Source organism: Amycolatopsis sp. NPDC051371, assembly GCF_040682155.1.
Lineage (GTDB): Bacteria > Actinomycetota > Actinomycetes > Mycobacteriales > Pseudonocardiaceae > Amycolatopsis.
The window spans coordinates 1-21291 of sequence record NZ_JBFBAG010000045.1; the positions used below are offsets into that span (position 1 = coordinate 1).

Here is a 21291-nt window from a genome sequence, read left to right on the forward strand (position 1 = left end):
AGTCGTCGGAACACTCGTCGCAGCCGTCCTCCATGACGAAGTACTTCTTCACCCGCGGCACCCAGACCTTGGTGCCGGGCTTCAGCTCGTCGCTGCTGGTGGCGAAGGTGATCGGGTCGGCGTAGGTGCCCTTGCCGCTCGCGGTGTCGTGGATCTGCGGGTAGGAGATGTCGCCGCCGGGCGGGGTGTTGTCCCACCAGCCGTAGAAGGTGAGGAAGGTCGGCTGCGTGGTGGCCGCGCTCGCCGTGCTCGCGCCGAGGAGCGCCGAGGTCAGAGCGAGGAACAGGGTCACGACGAGCACGAGAGCGCGCCGGGTCATGCTGCCTCCGGAAGGGGGTGGGGCGGACGATGACGTGCGGCGTGCGTTCAGGTTCGCCGGACGGCGGCTCGCCGTCAAGACCTGTTCGTAAAGTTTCCTAACGAATCGGGTTTCGTGTCCCGGTCGGCGGGAAATCCGCCCGGGCCGGTGGTTCCGTCGGCGAAGATGGCGACATGAGCGAACAGCGGGAAGTCGTGGTCACCGGGGGCGGCACGGGCATCGGGCTGGCGATCGCCGCCCGGTTCGCGGCGGCGGGCGAGCGGGTCACCGTCACCGGGCGCCGCAAGGACGTGCTGGAGGCGGCCGCGGAGAAGATCGGCGCGCGGGCGGTGGCGTTCGACGCGAGCGACCCGGCGGCGGTGCAGGCCGCGCTGGCGGAGCTGCCTCCACGGGTCGACGTGCTGGTCAACAACGCAGGGGGCAACACCGACCGCGTCCGGGAAGCACCGGTCGGCCTGGCCGGTTTGGCGGACGCGTGGCGCGCGAACTTCGACGCGAACGTCATTTCCGCCGTGCTGGTCACAACTGCGTTGAAGCCGCGCTTCGCGGACAACGTGCGGGTTGTGACTCTCGGCTCTGTAGCGGCGAAGCAGGGCTCCGGCTCGTACGGCGCGGCGAAGGCGGCGATCGAGGCGTGGAACACCGACCTCGCGCGGCACCTCGGCGCCGCCGGCTCGGCCAACGTCGTCGCGCCGGGCGTCATCCTCGACACGGAGTTCTTCCACGGCACGCTCACCGAAGAATGGCTCAGCTCGCGGATCTCCGTGGCGCTCAACAAACGGGCGGGCGCACCGGAAGAGGTCGCGGAGACCGTGCAGTTCTTGGCTTCGCCGGGAGCCGGGCACGTCACGGGACAGGTCGTGCACGTGAACGGCGGCGCTTACGGCGCCCGCTAGGCCATTCCGGTCGGAAGTGGGTCGAACGTCCCACGACGGCGCCGGTTCTCTCCATGGTGGAAGTGACCTGACCACCGGAAGAGAGGTGTGATCCGCCGTGACGGCAGCATCCGAAACCCCGGCCCTCCCCACGGCACGACCGGCCGGATGCCCGTTCGACCCGCCCGGGAACTACGCCACGCTGCGGGAAACCGCGCCGACGTCGCAGGTGCGCTGCCCGGCGGGCATGGACGCCTGGCTGGTGACGCGCTACCGCGACGTCCGCGCGGTGCTCGCCGACCGCACGATGAGCTCGCGCGGCGCGTCTTCGGTGCACGTCAACCCGAACGCCGACCTCGACGAGGAGGTCAGCCCCGGGTCCATCATCCAGCTCGACGGCGCCGACCATTCGCGCATCCGGAAGATGGTGATCGCGGAGTTCACCGTGCGGCGCGTGGAGGCGATGCGCGGCTACGTCCAGGAATTGGTGGAGAGCCACCTCGACGCGATGCTCGCCCGGCCCGGGGAAGCCGATCTGGTGCGGGACTTCGCGTTGCCGATCCCGTCGCTGGTGATCTGCGAGCTGCTCGGCGTCCCGTACGCCGACCGCGGGCGGTTCCAGTCACAGAGTTCCACGATGGTCAGCACGGACGCCACCCGCGAAGAGGGACAGCAGGCCTACCACGAACTTTCCGACTACCTGGCGGCGTTGTTCGCCGACAAGCAGCGGAATCCGCGGGACGACCTGTTCAGCAGGCTGATTTCCCGCGGTGTCGCCGCCGGTGACCCGCTGACGATGGAAGAGCTGGTCGTGCTCGGGCTGAGCCTCCTGGTGGCCGGCCACGAGACGACGGCCAACATGATCGCGCTCAGCACGCTGGTGCTGCTGGAACACCCGGCCCAGCGCGACGTCGTGCTCGCCGCGCCGGAGCGCGCGGTCGAGGAGCTGCTGCGGTACCTGTCGGTCGTCCAGTTCGGCGTGCTGCGGTACGCGACCGCGGACGTGCAGGTCGGGGCCCGGTCGGTGAAGGCGGGGGAGTGGCTGGTGGCGGCCCTGAACTCGGCCAACCGCGACGAAGAGCTGTTCCCCGGCGGCGACAAGCTCGACTTCCACCGCGAGTCGCCGCGCACGCACGTCGCGTTCGGTTTCGGCGCGCACCAGTGCGTCGGCCAGCAGCTGGCCCGCGTCGAGCTGCAGGAGGCGTTGACGCGGCTGTTCCGCCGGGTGCCGGACCTGCGACTGGCGGTGCCGCGGGAGTCGTTGGCGTACAAGCACAACACGCTGGTGTACGGCGTGCGGGAGCTGCCGGTCGCCTGGGGGTGAGAATGGCGGCATGAGCACATCACCGGCCCGGCGGTTGTGGGCGGCCGTGGAGCCATTGCACGCCGTCGTCTATTTCGCGCCGGAGACGGCGTCCGCGGCGAAGGAGGCCGGCCTGCGGGGGTACTGGATGGGGTACTTCGCGGGCCGCCTCGCGCCGCTGGGCCCGATCGGCCCGGCGGCGGCGACGTCGATGTTGTTCGGCTTCGCCCCGGCGATGGTGGCGCGCGCTCTGCCGGACGCGTGGTCGTTCGCCTCGCCCCTCGAGGTGCTCCGCGCTCGGCTTTCGGCTGTCGAAGCCGCTCTTTCGCGCGTCTTGGACTCCGCCGACCACTCCGAACTGACGTCGTTGCTGGAACGGGCCGCTTCCGCGTGCCGCTTCGACGGGCGCCCGCTGGCGGCGGCGTGGTCCGCGGTGCCGCGGCCTCCGGGGGTGCTCGGCCGCCTGTGGCTGGCGGCGACGGTGCTGCGCGAGCACCGCGGCGACGGTCACGTCCTGGCGGCGGTCCACGCGGGGCTGACGGGCCTGGAGACGACGTTGACCCACATCGGCGACGGCGTGATCGCTCGCGAGGACGTCCAACCCCACCGTGGCTGGTCCGACGCGGAGTGGACTCGTGCTGTCGAGGGTTTGCGGACTCGCGGTCTGCTGGATACCGCCGGCTTGACCTCTTCCGGAGCGGCGATGCGACGCCGGATCGAAGAGGACACGGACCGTCTGGCGGCGGAGCCGGTGGAAGCGCTGGGCTCGGCGGGTGTGGCACGGCTGCTGGAGCTGGCGGTCCCGTTGAGCCGGGCCGTGGTCGACGCGGGAGTGGTCCCGGTCCCGAACCCGATGGGTGTGTCCCGCCCCTGAACCCGGTCGATTCCGGACGGTCCCGTTCGACGCACGGGTGGAAGCACCCGGAATCGGAGGGACTCATGACGTTGCTGACCGGCAAGAACGCGATCGTCTACGGCGGCGGAGGCCGCATCGGCGCGGCCGTGGCCACGGCTTTCGCGGAAGAAGGCGCCCGTGTCTTCCTCGCGGGCCGCACCCGCGCCCGGCTGGACGCGGTCGCCAAGCACATCCGTGGCTCGGTCGAGGTGGCCGAGGTCGACGCCCTCGACGAGCACGCGGTCGACGACCACGCCGCCGCGGTCGCCGCCGAGGGCAGCCTGGACATCTCGTTCAACCTCATCGCCCACGGCGACGTCCAGGGCACGCCGCTGATCGACATGACCTTGGCGGACTACGAGCGCCCGGTCCTGACGGCGGTCCGCACCCAGTTCCTGACCGCCCGCGCGGCGGCCCGCCACATGGTGAAGCAACGGTCCGGCGTGATTTTGTTCTTCGGCGGCGCGGGCGAACCGGTGCGCGAGTTCGCGGTGGGCGGGCTGCAGGTGGCGTTCCACGCGCTCGAGGCGATGCGCCGCCAGCTGGCCGCCGAGCTGGGGCCGCACGGCGTCCGGACGGTGACGCTCCGCACGGGCGGCATCCCCGAGACCCTCCCGGCCGGCTTCCAGGGTCGTGAGGAGCTGGAGGAGAACATCGCGGGCAAGACGATGCTCGGCCGAGCGGCGACCCTCGCGGACGTCGGCGCGGTGGCGGCGTTCGTGGCCTCGGACCGAGCCAGGTCGATGACGGCCTCGACGGTCAACGTCAGCTGCGGAGCATTGGTGGACTAGCGAGGGCTGTGGCGGTGAGCCGGGGAGTGCGTTCGTCGCGCCCCGGCTCGCCCCGCCTCACTGCGCCCTGCTTGCCGCCTTGCCCGGGCTCCATGCGTGGGTTCACCACGCGCAGCCGTGCCGCGCCCAGCCGACCGCGGCCGTCACCCACCTGCGCAACCGCCGTCTGTCAGCGGCTGCGCCGGCTCATCGGCGGGATGAGATCTGCTGCACCGCCCAGCTGTTGCCGTCCGGATCGGCGAAGCGCACGAACCCCACGTTGTCCAGGTCCGCTTCGCCGTCCCAGTCGCCCATGCCGTGGACCTGGATCTCGCTGACCTCGACGCCGCGCTCGGTGAGCATCGTGTGGGCCTTCGGCAGGTCGTTGACCACCAGCTGCAGCCCCTTGAGCGACCCCGGTGGCATGTCCGGCACCGCGCCGCGGCCGAACACCACCGAGCAGCCCGATCCCGGCGGGGTCAGCTGCACGATCCGGACGCCTTCGGCGGGCGTCACGTCGTGGTCGAGCGTGAACCCCAGCCGGTCGGCGTAGAAGGCCTTCGCGCGGTCCACATCGGACACCGGTACCACGATCACTTCGAGCGTCCACTCCATCGGGCGTCCTTCCGTCGGCTGAGCACACGCTACCCGCCCGGGGTGTGCGCGTAGCGCTCGTCAATCCTCCGCGATCAGCCGCCGCACCGCGTCCACCACAAGTCCCCGCCGTTGCTCGCGGGGGAGGGTGGTGCGCACGCCGAGTTCCGAATTGGTCGTCGCCCACGCCGTCGAGATCGACTGGATCAGCACCAGCAGCTCCAGGGGTGTGTAGTGCTTGGACAGGCTCCCTTCGTCCTGCGCTCGCTGCAGGTAGTTCAGCCGGACTTCGTTGGCCAGCACGATTTCGGTGACCCACTTGCCGTCGGGTCGCTCCAGCCGGTGCCAGATCGCCAGCCGCAGCGTCTCCGGCTGCTCTTCGTACCGGTCGAAGAGCTTGCCGGCGTAGCCCGGCAGGTCGTCGGCGTCGACCGGGACGTCGAGGACGAACCTGCCGACCGACTCGCCGAAGACCGTGTCGAACAGGCTGTCCTTGTTGCCGAAGTACTTGTAGAGCATCGCCTTGTTGCAGCCGGCGGCATCCGCGATCCGGTCCACGCGGGCGCCTGCGATGCCCCGTTCCGCGAACTCCTCCGTGGCGGCGGCGAGCAGTCGCCGCCTGGTCTCCTCCGCGTCTCTCATGTCGGCCACATTAGCAACTAACTGGTTGGTTGACAAACTCGCCGCGCAGGTGTTTCCTAGAGGTAACCAACCGGTTGGTTAGCCGGTTCGGATGAGCGAGGAGAGAGCATCATGAGCAGGACTTGGCTGATCACCGGCAGTTCGCGCGGGTTCGGGCGGGAGCTGGCCCGGGTCGCGCTCGAGGACGGCGACCGGGTGGTCGCCACCGCGCGCCGGCCGGAGCAGCTGAAGGATTTGGTGGCCGAGCACGGTGACAACGTCCGGGCTTTCGCGCTGGACGTGACAGACCCCGCGGCCGCGCGGGAGGCGGTGGCCTTCGCCGTGCGCGAGTTCGGCGGGCTCGACGTCGTGGCCAACAACGCCGGTTACGCGAACAGTTCGCCGATCGAGGACATGTTGGAGGACGACTTCCGGGCGCAGGTGGAGGCCAACTTCTTCGGCGTCGTCAACGTCACGCGCGCGGCCCTGCCGGTGTTCCGTGAGCGGGGTTCGGGGCACTTCCTGCAGTTTTCGTCGGTTGGCGGCCGGGTCGGCGGGTCGCCGGGGCTGGGTGCCTACCAGGCGGCGAAGTTCGCGGTGGAGGGATTCTCCGAGGTGCTCAACGCGGAGGTGAAGCCGTTCGGCGTGAAGGTGACGATCGTCGAGCCGGGCGCGTTCCGCACGGACTGGCAGGGAGCCTCGATGGAGCGCGCACCGGTCCGCCCGGAGTACGACGCCTCGGTGGGCGAGATGCACCGCCTCCGCGACGCGACCGACGGCAAACAGGCGGGCGACCCGGCCCGAGGAGCCCGCATCCTCGCCGACGTGGTCCGGCTCGACGCGCCCCCGCTGCGCCTGCTGCTCGGCGCGGACGCGGTCGAAGCGGTGCAACGGTCGGACCGTGCGCGTGGAGCCGAGGTAGCGGAATGGGCCGAGGTGAGCCGATCGGCGGTGTTCACCGCGGAGTGAGGCGGCGAGGTGTTGGTGAGGGGCGAACGAGGGGGGAGGCGGCGGCAGGTTTGGAGCGAGCGGGGCGTGAGCTGCGGCCGTAGTGGCTGCTTCCAGCGGCAGTAGGTGCCGGGTGGACGGGACGCGGCAGTGCCAGTAGTAGCTGCGGTGGGGTTACCAGCAGCGGTAGGTGCCGGGTGGACGGGGCGCGGCAGCGCCAGCGGTAGCTGCGGTGCGGTTACCGGCAGCGGTAGGTGCCGGGTGGACGGGGCGCGGCAGCGCCAGCGGTAGCTGTGGTGGGGTTACCGGCGGTGTGGGTCGGCCGGAGGCGGCGGCGCCAGTAGTGGCTGCGGTGGGGGGTGCCGACAGCGGTCGGTGCCGGGCGCGGCAGCGCCAGTGTCGCGCGTGGCAAGTTTGTTGACGTTCGGGCCGCTGGAGCCAGGCGTTCGCCGAACCCGAGCCCGAGCCAGCTCGGTAGCCCGGACCAAAGGTCTTGAATGAGTCATTCAAGACCTCCGAAGACCTGAATGACTCATTCAAGACGTCCGTACTCGCCGCCGCGCTGTCAACGACCTCGGCCGCAGGACGCAAGCGGCGCGCAGCGAGCCACCGGCTACAGCTCCCGCATCGAGCGAACGCGACCAAACCCAGGCCCATACCGGCCGACCCGACCTCAGGCCCGCCCCCGAGGCGACTCCCGTTGCTCGACCACCAACCGCTGGTGCCGGGCCGCGCGGACACGGTCGCCGCAGGTTGTCGAGCACCAGCGGCGGCGGGCGTGCTCGCGGAAGAAGAACCGCACGCACCCGTGGGCCTCGCACGGGCGCACCAGGGGACCGAGGTCGCCGGCGACCACCTCGATCGCGTCGCGGGCCAGTGCGGCCAGGGCCTCCGAAAGGCTGCCCGGGCTGGTGCTGTGCCACTCGCGGTGTGGTCCGGACGGCCAGGTGAGCTGGGGTGCGGCGGCGTCGGCGCGGGCGGCCGCGTTCACCGTCTCCACCGCGGCCGCGGCCGGTGCGCGGTCCTCCGCCAGCGCGGCCAGCAGTTCGCGGACGGCCGCGCGGAGGTCCGTGACGCGGCTCAGGTCGTCCGCGGCCAGTGAGGCGGCCGGGAGACGCAACCACTCGGCCGCGGCGCGTGGCTCGGCCAGGTCGTCGACCTCGCCGCCGGCGCCGAGCCGGCGCGTGTTGACCAGCGCCAGCGCGGGGGAGCGCTCCTCGCCGGGTGCCGCAGTGACCACGTTCGCCTCCCTAAGTTCGTCCGTCATTGTCCCGGGCCGTTGACAGTCTACGTCATCTCATGGATAAATAGAAAAGTATCCATGAGACGTGAGGAGAAACCCATGGTCGCCGTGTATCACCGCTTCGCCACCGTTGCCGGGCGCCGGCTGTTCTACCGGGAGGCCGGCCCCGCCGACGCGCCCACGATCGTGCTGCTCCACGGGTTCCCGACGAGCTCGCACATGTACCGGCACCTCATCCCGGCGCTGGCCGACCGCTACCACGTCGTCGCGCCCGACTACCTGGGCGCGGGCGCGTCCGACGCGCCGACCGTGGACGAGTTCACCTACACCTTCGACGCCCTCGCCGAGCTCACCCTCGGCCTGCTCGACGAGATCGGCCTGGACCGCTTCGCGCTCTACATCCAGGACTTCGGCGCCCCGGTCGGCCTGCGCATCGCGGCCGGGAACCCGGAGCGGGTCACCGCGATCGTCACGCAGAACGGCAACGCCTACGTCGACGGCCTGGGTGCCGGGCTGCCGCAGCGGCTCGCCGCCGGCACGCTGACCGAAGAGGACCTGCACGGCATGGTCGGCCTCGAAGCCACCAAGGCGCAGTACCTCGACGGCGTGCCCGACCCGGCGCTCGTCAGCCCGGACGTCTGGATCCACGACCAGGCCCTGCTCGACCGCCCCGGTGGCGCCGAAATCCAGATGGCGCTGCTCGCCGACTACCACCACAACATCGGCCTGTACCCGAAGTTCCACGAGTACTTCCGGACCACCCAGGTCCCGCTGCTGGCCGTCTGGGGAGGCAACGACGGGATCTTCATCGCCGACGGCGCCCGCGCCTACGCCCGCGACCTGCCCGACGCCGAGATCCACCTGCTCGACGCCGGTCATTTCGCCCTCGAGACGCACCTGGACGCCATCGCCGGGTACATCCGCGGGTTCCTCGGGCGGGTGGTGGGCTGAAATCGTTGTCCCGAACGGTCTCCGCTGAGCGGGAGAGTGGCGTTGACCGGCCGGACGGTCCCTCGTAGGGTTCCCCGAGATCGCCCTGACCCCAGGTCGGTCCCGGTCCCCGAGAACCCCGCCGTCGTCGTCAGGCATCCGCCTCTGCCTGCGCCGACGGGTCGTTCGCCGACGGGCCCGGGCGCGCGTGAGCAGACCGGGGCCACCGTGGAGGCGGGTTCGCCTCCGCGTCGACTGCGCAGGAGGACGGGATGACCAGACGGATCCGGGTGGGGGCGATCGTGATCGCGCTCGTCGCCGGGACACTGACCGCGGCGGGGCCGGTGCAGGCCGCGGATGCCTTGCTCTCCCAAGGAAAACCGGTGACGGCGTCGTCGGCGGGCGGGTGCTGTCCGGCGCCGGCCGCCGTCGACGGCGACTCGGCCACCCGCTGGGCCAGCGCGGCCGGCGTCGATCCGCAGTGGATCTACGTCGACCTCGGGGCGGCGGCACACGTCAGCCGCGTGCGGCTGCAGTGGGACGCCTCGTGCGCCACGGCTTACGAGATCGACACCTCCGCCGACCACGTCACGTGGACGCGGATCTATGCCACCACCACGGGAAAGGGCGGCGTCGAAGACCTGACCTCCCTCGACGGCACCGGCCGCTACGTGCGGATGTACGGCACCAAACGCTGCCGCACCGACGCGTCGAAGGGCTACTCGCTGCAGGAGTTCGGCGTCTACGGCTCGACCGGCGACGTCGTCCCGCCGTCGCCGCCCGGCACGCCCACGCTCGTCGGCGTCACCCCCATCAGCGCGACCATCGCGTGGACCGCGGCCACGGACGACGAGGGCGTCACGGGCTACGACGTCTACCGCGACGGTCAACTCTGCGCCAGCACCACCGGCGCCCTGACCGCGACCTGCGGAAATCTCGGCCCCGACGGCAACTACGGCTTCTACGTCAACGCGCGCGACGCGGCCGGGAACGTCTCACAGGCCAGCGGAACGCTCGCCGTGAAGACGCCGCCGTCCGACGACCACACGCCGCCGTCGGTACCCGGCAACGTGCACACCACCGCGGTCGGCGGCACGTCGATCGGCCTGGCGTGGACCGCGTCGACCGACGAGGTCGGCGTCACCGGCTACCGGATCTTCGACGGCGGCACGCAGATCGGCACGTCCGACACGGCGAGCACCACCCTCGGCGGCCTGACCCCGGACACCGCCTACCACCTGCAGGTGCGCGCGATCGACGGGAACGGCAACCTGAGCGACCCGAGCACGCCGGTCCTGGACGTCACCACCACCGGCGGGTCGACCTGCACGCCGTCGCAGGGCGTCTGCGGTGCCACGCAGGTCGGGACCGACGACGACGTCGTGTGGGGCCTGGTCACCCTGCCGGACGGCACGATCCTCTACAACCAGCGCGACGCGCACTCGATCGTCCACCTGAACCCCAAGACCGGGGCGAAGAAGACGATCGGCACCGTCCCGAACGTCCAGAGCACCGACGGGGAAGGCGGCCTGACCGGGCTGGAGATCAACCCGGCTTCGTTCGGCGCCGACCACTGGCTCTACATCATGCACACGTCGCCGAGCGACAACCGGATCGTGCGGATCAAGTACGACCCGGCCGCCGACTCGCTGACCACGAGCACCGCGCAGATCCTGCTGACCGGCATCGCGCGCAACAAGTTCCACAACGGCGGCCGGCTGCGGTTCGGCCCGGACGGCCGGTACCTGTTCGCCGGCACGGGGGACGCGCAGAACGGCGACAACGCGTCGAACACCAGCAGCCCCAACGGAAAGGTGCTGCGGATCAACCCGGACGGCTCGATCCCGGCCGACAACCCGTTCCACAACGCGGTGTGGAGCTACGGGCACCGCAACGTCCAGGGCCTGGCGTTCGACTCACAGGGCCGGTTGTGGGAGCAGGAGTTCGGCAACAGCGTCATGGACGAGACGAACCTGATCGTCAAGGGCGGCAACTACGGCTGGCCGTCGTGCGAGGGAACGTCGGGCACCTGCGGCACCGCCGGGTTCATCGCGCCGAAGAAGACGTACCCGGTGGCGCAGGGTTCGTGCAGTGGCATCACGATCATCCGCGACGCGCTGTACGTGGCGTGCCAGCGGGGCACGCGGCTGTACCGCGCGGTGATCAGCGGCAGCTCGCTGACGAACTTCCAGACGTTCTTCAACGGGACCTACGGCAGGCTCCGCACGGTCGAGCCGGCCCCGGACGGCCGGATGTGGCTGGCGACCAGCGTGGACGGTGACAAGGACAGCACGCCGCACAACAGCCACAACAAGATCCTGCGGGTGACGGTCGGTTAGCCGCCGAGGAGACGCGAGAGCGCATCCCGCGCTCTCGCGTCCTTCGACGCCAACGCCGTCAGCTCCTGCGCCAGCGCCGCGAGCCAGTCGTCGACCGCGGCTTCCTTGCGGCTGATCACCACGCCGCGGACCACCTGGTGGATCTCCGCCGCGACGCCGCCGTGCTTGCCCGTGCTCAGCACCAGAACCCGGTCCGGTGTCCGGACCCGCACCGCGACCGCCTGGCCGTCGCGGCCCGCGACGCGGTCGGCGAACGTGCGTCGCCGGTCGACCTCGACCATGCCCGCCGGCAACGCGCTGCCCAGCGTGTCGGACAGGACCCGGTGGTAGGACTCGACGTCCGCGCGGTCCGTGCGCAGCGCCGCCACCAGCAGGTGGAAGTCCAGTTCGCTGCCCATCAGTCCGTCAGGGGCAGCACGAGCTGCGGCTTGGCGATGTGGTGGTCGGCGCGCAACGGCTTCACCGCCGTGCCGATCGCGAAGAACTCCGTCGTGTGACCGCCCCAGCGGTGCGGCAGCGACAGCAGCTGCACCCCGACGATGCCCTCCGCCTCCAGCTGCTCGGCTTCCGCCTGCATCCGGGACATCGCGAGCTCGCGCGCGTCGTACAACGCTTCCGTGTACTGCGGGATCTCGACGTTCTGGCCGATGTTGCCCATCATCTGCCGGAACCGCTGGTGCGCGATGTGGTAGACGCACGTGCCCATCACCATGCCCAGCGGCGCGTAGCCCGCCTGCACCAGCGTCCAGAAGTCCTGTCCGGACAGGTCCGACGTGAACGGCTTTCCGGTGTTGTTGCGCCATTCGCCGGGTTCGTCGGCCTTCACCGCGGTGCCGACGGCGATGAACTCGGCGAGGTCGTTGCCGAACTCCTTGAACTCGATTTCGAGCCGGACCGCGACGATGCCGTCCGCGCCGAGGACGTCCGCCTCCGCCTCCATCCGGGACATCGCCAGCTCGCGGGCGTGGTACATCGCCTGCGAAAGCCGGTCCATCTCCTGGTTCTGGCTCCAGCGGCCCATCTGGAAGCCGACGTGGTAGATGCTCGAGCCGAGCACCAGCCCCAGCGGGCGGAACCCGGCTTCGCGCACGAGGAGGAACTCGTTGACGCTCAGGTCCGAGGTGAACAGGCTGGTCTTCTGACCGGGTTTCATCTCGGCGAGCCGGCGCATCGCATCCTCGGGGATGCGCTGCTCGGCGGGGTCCGCGGTGGTCACGAAGCCTCCTCAGGAACGGTTCAACGGCAGGATCTTGAGCGCGCTGGTCGGGGCGGCGCGGCCTTCGTGGAAGCGGGCGATCGCGGTGCCCGTGACGCTGGCGATGCCGACGACCGCGAGTTCCTGCACCGGCCACGTCCGCAGCCGCAGGTCGGAGACGATGCCGCCGTCCGCGCCGCAGTCGCGGATCGCGCGGGCGAACTCCGCCCGGGCCGCGGCCCGGACCTCGTTGACGACCTTCGTCGGCGCGTCGACTTCGGTGTTCCCCGCCCAGCTGTTGGTCTGGTAGCGCATGTTGTAGTCGAACTCACCGCGCGCGGCGACGCCGACCGCGACGCGCACCGGCACCCAGCCGGCCTGCATCAGCTTGCCGACGTCCTGGCCCGGCAGGTCGGTGGTGAACAGCCGCCGCGGCCGCTGCGTGGTTTCGGCGCGGACGGCAGTGCCGAGCGCGACGAGCTCCTGCGCCACGCCGTCGAGGGAGGTGATCGTGAACCGGATGCCGAGCACGCCGTCGGCGCCGAGCGCGTTCGCTTCCTGGGTGAGCCGGTCGAGCGCGGTCGCATAACCCTGGCGCAGCATGTCCGCCATCTGCCGGACCTGGTCGGCGGCCCACTGGCTCAGGGAGGTCCAGCCGACCTGCTGCACGACGCAGCCCATGACCTCGCCGACGGGCGTGAAGCCGACGGCTTCGGCACCCACCGCGCCGGGCACGCTGAGCAGTGAGGTCTTGAGCCCGGACGCGGCGAAGCGGTCGACGCGCGCCTGCGCGACGGGCGGCAGACCACGACCGTCCCACTCGGGCACTGGCTGACCTCCTTCGACCGGGCTTCGCTCCCATCGTGGCACGGATTCGCGCGGCCAGGCGGCGGGCGCGGGGTGATCAACGGGGTATGTCCGGAAGGTCCGGTCGCGGAAGGCGCACCGGCCGAAAGCGCACGGGGGCCTAGCGACCCGCGCCCGGCCGTTCGTCGTCCAGCGCCAGCATCGGGAGCGACACGGTCGGCGCGGGACCCGCACCGAACCGGGCCACCGCCGTGCCGAACACGCTCGCCACCGCCGCCGCTCCCGTGTGGCCCAGGGCCCACGCCCGCAACGTCGTCGACGACACCAACCCGCCGTCCGCTCCCGATTCGCGCACCGCCGCCAGGAACTCCGCCCGAGCCGCCGCCCTGACCGTCGTCACCAGCGACGTCGGCACCGCCGCCTCGGCGCCCGGCCGGTCCGTCATCGCGATGTCGTACGCCGTTCCGCCGTCGATGCCGATCGCCAGCGTCACCGGGACCCAGCCCGCCAGCATCAGCTTCGCCACGTCCGGACCGGACAACCCGGTCGTGAACGGCCGCGGCGGACGGACCCCGCGAAGAGCGCGCACCGCCGTGCCCAGCACGACGAACTCGTGGACCGCCGCGCTCACGCGGGTCACCGTGCAGCCGATCGCCAAGACGCCGTCCGCGCCGAGCGAAACGGCCTCCGCGCGCAGGCGGTCCAGCGCCGTCGCGTAGCCGCGGCGCATGCTCGAGGTCACGTCGTCGTACCGCGAGACGACGCAGCCCATGACCTCGCCGATCGGCCGCAGTCCCACCGCTTCGGCGCCGACCGCGCCCGGTACCGACAGCAGCGACGTCCGCAGTCCCGACGCCGTGTAGCGGCCGGCGCGCGGGTGCACTAGCGCCAGCTGTCGTCGCCGAAGCCGAGCGTCACCGGGCCCCGGCGGGACGTGTCGGCGATCGTTTCGGCGGGCAGGACGTCGTCGAGGAACGCGTAGTCCGGGCGCCGGTTCCGCGCGTGCCACTCCGCGATCTCGTGCCAGCCCGGTGCGGCCAGCGCGCCGCCGAAGTGCTGGACCGACAGCCCGGCCGTGAGGCCCGCGAACCGCAGACGGTCGGCCAGCGGCCAGCCGGTCAAGGTCGCGGCGACGAACCCCGCGCCGAAGACGTCGCCCGCGCCGGTCGCGTCGAGGACGTTCACCGGCAGCGCCGGGATGTCCGCGGTCTCGCCGGTGGTGCCGTCGACCGCGAGGACGCCCGCCGCGCCGCGGGTGATGACCGCGACCGGCACGAGGTCGGCGAGCGCCGCCAGCGCCGTTTCCGGGGTGTCCGTGCGGGTGTAGCGCATCGCTTCGACGTCGTTGGGCAAGAACGCGTGGCAGCACGCCAGTTGCTCGAGCAGCGCGGCCGACCACGCTTCCGACGGGTCCCAGCCGACGTCGGCGAAGACGAGGCTGCCGGCCTGGTGCGCGGTGTGGACCCAGTCGGCCGTGTCGAGGCCGATGTGCGCGACGGTCGCGCGGCTCGGCGGCGGGGACCCGGCCAGCTCGGCGACCGGGACGGGCGGCGGGTGGCCGTGCGTGACCATCGCCCGGTCGCCGGCGTAGGCGAGCGAGACGGTGACGGGGGAGTGCCACTCCGGGAAGCTCCGCGACCGCGACAGGTCGATGTGCTCCTGTCGCGAAAGCACGTCCCAGCAGTAGCGCCCGTAGACGTCGGTGCCGAACGCCGCCGCCAGCGATGTCCGCAGGCCGAGGCGGCTCAGCGCCACCGCGAAGTTCGCGATGCCGCCCGGCCCCGAGCCCATGCCACCCGTCCACACCTCCGTGCCCGGCTCCGGCGGGCCTTCGAGCCCGGTGAAGACCAGGTCGAAGAACAGCAGGCCGGACAGGAAGACATCGGTGTCGGGTGCGGGCTCGGCCGGCACGGGCGCCTCCACGAATCGAGGGTGCGCACGAGCGTGCTTGAGGTGCGCGGAATGCGCAAGGGCCGCGCAAACTCGATCGTCTGGTGAGCGAGTTTGACTGCTATCGTCCCGGCATGCTGCCCCAGCGTCGCCACGAGCTGATCCTGCGGGCTCTCCGCTCGGAGGGCCCCGCGCCGGTCGGTGTGCTGGCCGAACGGCTCGGCGTCAGTCAAGCGACCATGCGCCGCGACCTGGTGCAACTCGATCGCGAGGGGCGGTTGACCCGCGTCTACGGCGGCGCGATGGCAGCTGACGGCGAGCCGTTCGCGCACGTGGCCGCGGAGCGCGCAGGCGAGAAGGACGCCGTCGCCCGGCGCGCGGCCGGCCTGGTCGCCGACGGCGACACCGTCCTCATCGACATCGGCACCACCGCGCACCGGCTGGCGCGGCACCTGCGCGACCGCGCGCTGACCGTGATCACCAGCAGCCTCGCGGTCTACGACGAGCTGAAGGACGCCGACGACGTCCAGCTCGTCCTCCTCGGCGGCGTGGTCCGGCGCAGCTATCACTCGATGGTGGGATTCCTGACCGAGGACGCGTTGCGCCAAGTCCACGCCGACACCGTCTTCCTCGGCACCAGCGGCGTCCGCGGCGACGGCCACGTCATGGACTCGACGGTCGTCGAAGTGCCCGTCAAGCGCGCGATGGTCGCCGCCGGCGATCGCGTGGTGCTGCTCGCCGACGCCGGCAAGTTCCCCGGCTCCGGGCTGGCCCGGGTCTGCGGGCCGGACGCGCTCGACGTCGTCGTCACGAGTCCCGGAGCCGACGAGCCGACGTGCGCGGCCTTGCGCGAGGCGGGCGTCGAGGTGCTGCGATGAGGCTGGCGATCCTCGGCGGCGGCGGGTTTCGCGTGCCGCTCGTCCACGGCGCTCTGCTGACCGGCGGCGGGGTCACCGAGCTGGTCCTGCACGACGTCGAGCCCGGGCGGCTCGCGGCGATCGAGCGGGTGCTCGCCGAGCAGGCCGCCGGGGTCCCGGACGCGCCGCGGGTGCGGACCACCACCGATCTCGCCGACGCACTGTCCGATGTGGACTTCGTGTTCTCCGCCATCCGCGTCGGCGGGCTGCGCGGCCGGCGGCTCGACGAGCAGATCGCGCACGCGGAAGGCGTGCTGGGCCAGGAAACCGTCGGCGCCGGTGGCATCGCCTACGGGCTGCGGACGGTGCCGGTCGCTGTCGATCTCGCGCGAAAGATCGCCGAACTGGCGCCGCGGGCGTGGGTCATCAACTTCACCAACCCCGCCGGGATGGTCACCGAGGCGATGGCCGCGCACCTCGGCGAGCGGGTGATCGGCATCTGCGACTCGCCGGTGGGGCTGTGCCGCCGCGTCGCGCGGGCCCTCGGGATCGACCCGGCGACGGCGTGGTTCGACTACGCCGGCCTCAACCACCTGGGCTGGCTCCGCGCGGTCCGCGTCGGTGGCGAGGATGTCCTGCCGCGGCTGCTCGCCGACGTCGACGCGCTGGAGTCGTTCGAGGAGGGCGCGCTCTTCGGCGCGGACTGGCTGCGTGCCCTCGGCGCGCTGCCGAATGAATACCTGCACTATTACTACTTCGCGCGTGAGGCCATGAGTCCCCAGTCGCGCGGCGCCCAGTTGCTGGAGCAGCAACGCGGTTTCTACGCGGAGCCTTCGCTGGCGTCGTGGGAGCGCACGCGCCTGGAGCGCGAAGCGACGTACATGGCCGAGACGCGCGAAGGAGAGCGTGACGATCTCGAAGGCGGCGGCTACGAGAAGGTCGCCTTGGCGTTGATGCGAGCCATCGCGTACGGCGAGCGCACGACGCTGATCCTCAACACCCGCAACGGATCCGCGCTCCCGGGCGTGCCGGCCGACGCGGTCGTCGAGGTGCCGTGCGTCGTCGACGCGAACGGCGCCCGGCCGCTCGCCACCGGGCCGCTCGCCGACCACGCGCTGGGGTTGGTGACGGCGGTCAAGGCCGTCGAGCGGGCGACGATCGAGGCGGCGACGACGGGTTCGCGCGAGGCCGCGGTGCGGGCGTTCGCGCTGCACCCGCTGGTCGACTCGGTCTCCGTGGCGCGGCGGCTGCTCGACGCCTACGCCGCCGCGCACCCGGAACTCGCTTACCTGGCTTAGGAAAGTTCGCGCAGCAGCGGGGCGAGGCGGCTGGCCAGGCCGGCGTCTACCAGCTCGATTTCGCCGATGAGAAGTTCCGTGACGGCGTGGAACGGCTCTTCGAGGTCGTCGAGCCCGCCGACGAGAGTCGCTTCGAAAGGCGCGGTGACGTCGGCGGGCAGCTGGTCCAGGCCGCGGCCTTCGACCGCCGGAACGTCGTGGCGCAGGCAGGCCAGACCCAGGGCGTACTCCCGGACGCGGCCGATCATGTACTCGGCCTGCCAGCCGCGGCCGCGTTCGATGCTCGACCGCGCGTGCAGGGCGTGCAGCCAGGCCAGGTCGATCAGCCGTCGCGCGTCCGGCGGTGCCGACTGCGGGCGGTCCCGCGGCGTCCCGAACAGCAGCCGGAACTTCGGCGTGGTCGCGCCGAAGTCCGCTTCCGGCCAGAACGCCAGGTCGACCTGCAAGGTGTTCGCCAGCAGGAAAACGCGGAACACGGTCCGCTCGACCACGACGTCCATGTGGTGGGCCGCGGCGTGCTCGCGGTACATCCGCGCGGTGAAGTCCGCGAGCACCGGCCCGGGGTCGCCGGCGATCGCGAAGGCGAGGTCGATGTCCGACCACGCGTCTTCGGCGTCGAGCGCGGCCGAGCCGGTGAGCGCGGCGCCGGTGACGCGCTCGTCCGACCGGGCCGCCTCGACCAGGGCTTCGCGGAGCTGGTTCCGATCCACCGGGGTGAACATGATCCCCAGGCTAGACCGCCGCCATGGCGTTGAACTCCGCTTCCGCCTCTTCGCGCCCGGCGTACAGCGACCACGCCTTGTCGGCGATGTCGTCCGGGTCGAGGGTGCCCGCCGCGAAACCGTGGTCCTGCTTGGTGAACTCGCGGTGGATGTCGCCGCGCTCGATGAGGCCGCCGATCGTCAGCGCTCCCGCGTAGACACCGGTTTCGCGCAGGGCCGCGTTGAGCGTCAGGACGTACATGCGCAACGCCGCCGACGCCGGTGCCAGGCTGCCGAGCATCGGCATCGGGTACTTGCCGCTCAGGCCGCCGGCGAAGAGCAGCGAACCCGAGCCGCGCTCCAGCATGCCCGGCAGCACCGCCTCGACGAGCCGGACCGCCGGGGAGACGATCGCGTCGAACGCCGCGCGCACGGTGTCCGCGCCGGCCGACGTGAGCGGCGTGATGCCCGGACCCGAAGCGTCCGCCGGGCCGAAGTACACCGTGTCGATCTCGCCGGCTTCGGCCGTGATGCGCGCTAGAACCGCTTCCAGCCGGGCGGGGTGGGTCACGTCGGCCGCGTAGGTGTGCGTGGGGGTCCCGCTCAGGGTCTCCCGGTAGCTCGCGTGCCGGGTGTCGGTGCGCGAGACCAGCGCCGTCGTGAAGCCTTCGCGGCCGAATCGGCGGGCGATCGACAACCCGAGACCGGGGCCGACTCCCAGGACGGCGATGACTTTCGGCAAAGGATCCTCCTCGAGGTAAGTTGAGACTGTTCTCAAGTTATCCAGAAGATGAGGGTGCGGTCAACTTAATCCCGATGTGCGGCGAATGTCGTCATGGGTTGGGACCACTGGCCTACCAGGCTGCTCCAAGCGTGTAGAACATGTTTCAGTTTCTGATGTGGACCGACACCATGACCTTCGCCGTTCCGCGAGCGAGGAGTGCGCCATGGATGCCGACCTGACCCGCCGCCAGATCCTGCGCGGCACCGCGGCGGGCGTGGGCCTCGCCGTGACGTCCGGGCTCGCGACGGCACCGGCCGCCGGCGCCGCGCCCCTCGTGGGGGAGTACGACGTCGTCGTGGTCGGCTCCGGCGCGGCCGGGATGACGGCGGCGCTGACGGCGGCGAAGCGGGGGCTGAGTGTCGTCGTCCTCGAGAAGGCGCCCACGTTCGGCGGCTCCGCGGCGCGGTCCGGCGCGGGCATCTGGATCCCGAACAACCCAGTGCTGCTCGCCGCCGGCGTGCCGGACACGCCGGCGAAGGCCGCGCAGTACCTCGCGGCCGTCGTCGGGCCCGACGTCCCGGCCGCGCGGCAGCAGGCGTTCCTGCGCAACGGCCCCGAGATGATCGCGTTCGTCCTGGCGAACAGCCCGCTGCGGTTCCGGTGGATGGAGGGCTACAGCGACTACTACCCGGAGCTGCCCGGCGGGCTGCCGAACGGCCGCTCGATCGAGCCGGACCAGTTCGACGGCAACCTGCTCGGCGCCGAGCTCGCGAACCTGAACCCGGCGTACCTCGCGACGCCGCCCGGGCTGGTCGTCTTCAGCGCCGACTACAAGTGGCTGAACCTGGCCGCGGTCAACCCGAAGGGCGCGGCCGTCGCCGCCACCTGCCTCGCCCGCGGCACGGCCGCCGCGCTGGCCGGGCAGAAGCCGCTCACCATGGGACAGTCGCTCGCCGCCGGCCTGCGGGCGGGCCTCCTCGGAGCGAACGTCCCGGTGCTGCTGAACACGCCGTTGCTCGACCTGAACGTCGAAAACGGTGCGGTCACCGGAGTTCTCGTGCCGGGCGGGCTGGTGCGCGCCCGGCGTGGCGTGATCGTCGGCTCCGGCGGGTTCGAGCACAACGCCGCGATGCGCGCGCAGTACCAGCGCCAGCCGATCGGTACCGAGTGGACGGTCGGCGCCAAGGAGAACACCGGCGACGGCCACCGCGCCGGGCAGCGCGCGGGCGCCGCTCTCGACCTGATGGAGGACGCGTGGTGGGGCCCGGCCATCCCGATCCCCGGTGATCCGTACTTCTGCCTGGCCGAGCGGACGCTGCCCGGCGGGCTGATCGTCAACCAGGCCGGGAAGCGGTTCGTCAACGAGGCCGCGCCCTACAGCGATGTCGTGCACACGATGTACGACAAGAACCCGACCGCGCCGGACATCCCCGCGTGGCTCGTCGTCGACCAGAACTACCGCAACAAGTACCTGTTCCGCGACACCCTGCCGCTGCTGCCGCTGCCGGACTCCTGGTACGCCGCGGGCGCGGTCTTCAAGGCGTCGAGCATCCAGGCCCTCGGCTCGGCGATCGGCGTCCCGTCCGCCGCGTTGAAGTCCACAGTGGACCGGTTCAACGGCTTCGCGTGGTCCGGAGTGGACGGTGACTTCCGGCGTGGCGCCAGCGCCTACGACCACTACTACACGGACCCGTTCGTGCTGCCCAACTCCTGTCTCGCGCCGCTGTGGGCACCGCCGTTCTACGCGTTCAAGATCGTGCCCGGTGACCTCGGCACGAAAGGCGGCATGCGCACGGACGCCCGGGCGCGCGTGCTCCGCGCGGACGGCTCGGTGATCCCGGGGCTGTACGCCGCCGGCAACGCGAGCGCGGCGGTGATGGGGCACAGCTACGCCGGCGCCGGCTCGACCATCGGCCCGGCGATGACGTTCGGGTTCATCGCCGGCAACGACGTCTAGAACTCCTTCTGCACCAACGGAAGGACTTCGGTGCCGAGCAGCTCGATCGCGCGCATGACGTTCTTGTGCGGCACGCCGGACCAGTCCATCTGCAGCGCGTAGCGGTCGGCGCCGGTGAGCTTCCCGACGGTGATCAGCCGTTCGGCGATCTCCTGCGGGCTGCCGACGAACAGAGCTTGCGCGTTGTGGGTGTACTGGTCGTACTCGGTGCGGGTCGGGACCGCCCAGCCGCGGGCTTTCGCGCCGTACTTCATCGTCTCGAGCCAGTACGGGTAGAACGTCTCCTTGGCTTCTTGGGAGGTATCGGCGATGAAGCCGATGGCGCTCATGGTGACGTGAAGGTCTTCCTTCCGGTGCTCGCCCGCCTCGCCGGCTTGGCGGTAGAGGTCGACGAGCGGGGCGAAGCGTTCCGGGCGGCCGCCGATCACGGCGTACACGACGGGCAGGCCCAGCAGCCCGGCCCGGATCGACGACTCGGGGTTGCCACCGGTGCCGATCGAGATGCGCAGGCGGTCGCCGTAGGGGCGGGGCAGGATCCGCGCGTTGTCGAGGGGCGGGCGGAACTTGCCGGACCAGGTCAGCGGGTCTTCGCGGTCGATGCGGAGGAGCAGGGCGAGCTTTTCTTCGAAGAGTTCGTCGTAGTCGCCGAGGTCGTTGCCGAACAGCGGGAAGGACTCGGTGAACGACCCGCGCCCGGCGAGCAGCTCGGCGCGGCCGTGGCTGAGCTGGTCGAGGGTGGTGAACTGCTGGTAGACGCGGACCGGGTCTTCGGTGCTCAGGACGGTCACGGCGGAGCTCAGGGTGATCTGGCTGGTGACGCTCGCCGCCGCGGCCAGGACCGTGCCCGGGTTGGAGATGGCGTACTGGTCGAGGTGGTGCTCGCCGAGGCCGTAGAAGCCGAGGCCCAGCTCGTCGGCGAGCTTGATGCGCTCGAGGGTGTTGGCCAGCGTCTGCGCGACGGACGGCTGGTCGCCGGTGCTCGGGTCCGGTGCGCGGTCGCCGAAGCTGTAGATGCCGAGTTTCAT

General features: G+C 71.4%; 21 protein-coding genes and 1 pseudogene. 10 read left to right on the forward strand and 12 right to left on the reverse strand.

Translation table 11 applies throughout. From position 1 onward, the window contains the following. A pseudogene (locus tag AB0M59_RS40600) lies at positions 1 to 319 on the reverse strand (carbohydrate-binding protein); the annotation flags it as partial. A gap of 173 nt (positions 320 to 492) precedes the next feature. Here AB0M59_RS40600 and AB0M59_RS40605 point away from each other — a divergent pair. From AB0M59_RS40605 to AB0M59_RS40620, 4 genes are all read left to right on the forward strand, one after another. After that, complete coding sequence (locus AB0M59_RS40605) at positions 493 to 1215, forward strand: SDR family oxidoreductase (protein WP_364626474.1); 723 nt, start codon at positions 493 to 495, stop codon at positions 1213 to 1215. Between the two features lie 97 nt (positions 1216 to 1312). Continuing rightward, positions 1313 to 2518 carry a cytochrome P450 gene (locus AB0M59_RS40610; RefSeq protein ID WP_364626477.1) on the forward strand — a complete coding sequence of 402 codons (1206 nt, stop codon included), beginning with the start codon at positions 1313 to 1315 and terminating at the stop codon, positions 2516 to 2518. A 10-nt stretch (positions 2519 to 2528) separates the two neighbouring features. Beyond that, positions 2529 to 3371: a hypothetical protein gene (locus AB0M59_RS40615; RefSeq protein WP_364626480.1), complete on the forward strand. Its 843-nt coding sequence runs from the start codon at positions 2529 to 2531 to the stop codon at positions 3369 to 3371. 65 nt (positions 3372 to 3436) lie between these two features. Beyond that, positions 3437 to 4183: an SDR family oxidoreductase gene (locus AB0M59_RS40620; RefSeq protein WP_364626482.1), complete on the forward strand. Its 747-nt coding sequence runs from the start codon at positions 3437 to 3439 to the stop codon at positions 4181 to 4183. Positions 4184 to 4369: 186 nt separating this feature from the next. Here AB0M59_RS40620 and AB0M59_RS40625 read toward each other — a convergent pair whose 3' ends face one another. Then, complete coding sequence (locus AB0M59_RS40625) at positions 4370 to 4777, reverse strand: VOC family protein (protein WP_364626485.1); 408 nt, start codon at positions 4775 to 4777, stop codon at positions 4370 to 4372. Between the two features lie 60 nt (positions 4778 to 4837). Beyond that, complete coding sequence (locus AB0M59_RS40630; protein WP_364626488.1) at positions 4838 to 5398, reverse strand: TetR family transcriptional regulator; 561 nt, start codon at positions 5396 to 5398, stop codon at positions 4838 to 4840. Positions 5399 to 5509: 111 nt separating this feature from the next. Here AB0M59_RS40630 and AB0M59_RS40635 point away from each other — a divergent pair, with 111 nt between their 5' ends. Beyond that, positions 5510 to 6346: an oxidoreductase gene (locus AB0M59_RS40635; RefSeq protein WP_364626490.1), complete on the forward strand. Its 837-nt coding sequence runs from the start codon at positions 5510 to 5512 to the stop codon at positions 6344 to 6346. Between the two features lie 652 nt (positions 6347 to 6998). Here the strand turns inward: AB0M59_RS40635 and AB0M59_RS40640 are convergent. Next, entirely contained in the window at positions 6999 to 7565 is a 567-nt protein-coding gene (locus AB0M59_RS40640) for a CGNR zinc finger domain-containing protein (RefSeq protein ID WP_364626492.1), read from the reverse strand. A 102-nt stretch (positions 7566 to 7667) separates the two neighbouring features. Here AB0M59_RS40640 and AB0M59_RS40645 point away from each other — a divergent pair, with 102 nt between their 5' ends. Both AB0M59_RS40645 and AB0M59_RS40650 read left to right on the forward strand, forming a co-directional pair. Further along, on the forward strand, positions 7668 to 8519 hold the full coding sequence (locus tag AB0M59_RS40645) for an alpha/beta fold hydrolase (protein WP_364626495.1): 852 nt from the start codon (positions 7668 to 7670) through the stop codon (positions 8517 to 8519). A gap of 251 nt (positions 8520 to 8770) precedes the next feature. Next, complete coding sequence (locus tag AB0M59_RS40650) at positions 8771 to 10837, forward strand: PQQ-dependent sugar dehydrogenase (RefSeq protein WP_364626498.1); 2067 nt, start codon at positions 8771 to 8773, stop codon at positions 10835 to 10837. On the opposite strand, the gene AB0M59_RS40655 is transcribed toward AB0M59_RS40650, so the two are convergent. The 5 genes from AB0M59_RS40655 to AB0M59_RS40675 all read right to left on the reverse strand — a co-directional run bounded on the left by AB0M59_RS40655 (position 10834) and on the right by AB0M59_RS40675 (position 14750). Then, on the reverse strand, positions 10834 to 11235 hold the full coding sequence (locus AB0M59_RS40655; RefSeq protein WP_364626501.1) for a hypothetical protein: 402 nt from the start codon (positions 11233 to 11235) through the stop codon (positions 10834 to 10836). The genes AB0M59_RS40650 and AB0M59_RS40655 overlap by 4 nt on opposite strands. Next, on the reverse strand, positions 11235 to 12053 hold the full coding sequence (locus AB0M59_RS40660; RefSeq protein WP_364626504.1) for a heavy metal-binding domain-containing protein: 819 nt from the start codon (positions 12051 to 12053) through the stop codon (positions 11235 to 11237). The genes AB0M59_RS40655 and AB0M59_RS40660 overlap by 1 nt, the downstream gene beginning before the upstream one ends. A gap of 9 nt (positions 12054 to 12062) precedes the next feature. Further along, a complete protein-coding gene (locus AB0M59_RS40665; protein WP_364626506.1) occupies positions 12063 to 12860 on the reverse strand; it encodes a heavy metal-binding domain-containing protein in 798 nt (265 codons plus the stop codon). Positions 12861 to 12999: 139 nt separating this feature from the next. Beyond that, entirely contained in the window at positions 13000 to 13722 is a 723-nt protein-coding gene (locus AB0M59_RS40670; RefSeq protein ID WP_364626508.1) for a heavy metal-binding domain-containing protein, read from the reverse strand. Continuing rightward, positions 13722 to 14750, reverse strand: a complete 1029-nt coding sequence (locus AB0M59_RS40675; RefSeq protein ID WP_364626711.1) for a carbohydrate kinase family protein — start codon at positions 14748 to 14750, stop codon at positions 13722 to 13724. Before AB0M59_RS40675 ends, AB0M59_RS40670 begins: the two co-directional genes overlap by 1 nt. 113 nt (positions 14751 to 14863) lie before the next feature. On the opposite strand from AB0M59_RS40675, the gene AB0M59_RS40680 reads away from it, so the two are divergent. Both AB0M59_RS40680 and AB0M59_RS40685 read left to right on the forward strand, forming a co-directional pair. Beyond that, the gene (locus AB0M59_RS40680) at positions 14864 to 15607 is read left to right on the forward strand and encodes a DeoR/GlpR family DNA-binding transcription regulator (RefSeq protein WP_364626511.1); all 744 of its coding nucleotides are present in this window, start codon (positions 14864 to 14866) and stop codon (positions 15605 to 15607) included. After that, entirely contained in the window at positions 15604 to 16884 is a 1281-nt protein-coding gene (locus AB0M59_RS40685; RefSeq protein ID WP_364626514.1) for a 6-phospho-beta-glucosidase, read from the forward strand. The genes AB0M59_RS40680 and AB0M59_RS40685 overlap by 4 nt, the downstream gene beginning before the upstream one ends. Here the strand turns inward: AB0M59_RS40685 and AB0M59_RS40690 are convergent. After that, a complete protein-coding gene (locus AB0M59_RS40690; RefSeq protein WP_364626517.1) occupies positions 16881 to 17606 on the reverse strand; it encodes a nucleotidyltransferase domain-containing protein in 726 nt (241 codons plus the stop codon). The genes AB0M59_RS40685 and AB0M59_RS40690 overlap by 4 nt on opposite strands. 10 nt (positions 17607 to 17616) lie before the next feature. Then, positions 17617 to 18327: an SDR family NAD(P)-dependent oxidoreductase gene (locus tag AB0M59_RS40695; RefSeq protein ID WP_364626520.1), complete on the reverse strand. Its 711-nt coding sequence runs from the start codon at positions 18325 to 18327 to the stop codon at positions 17617 to 17619. A gap of 205 nt (positions 18328 to 18532) precedes the next feature. Between AB0M59_RS40695 and kstD the strand changes: the two genes are divergently transcribed. Further along, positions 18533 to 20266 (forward strand): 3-oxosteroid 1-dehydrogenase, encoded by a 1734-nt coding sequence (kstD, locus tag AB0M59_RS40700; protein ID WP_364626522.1) that lies wholly within the window; start codon positions 18533 to 18535, stop codon positions 20264 to 20266. On the opposite strand, the gene AB0M59_RS40705 is transcribed toward kstD, so the two are convergent. Next, a complete protein-coding gene (locus AB0M59_RS40705; RefSeq protein WP_364626525.1) occupies positions 20263 to 21291 on the reverse strand; it encodes an LLM class flavin-dependent oxidoreductase in 1029 nt (342 codons plus the stop codon). The genes kstD and AB0M59_RS40705 overlap by 4 nt on opposite strands.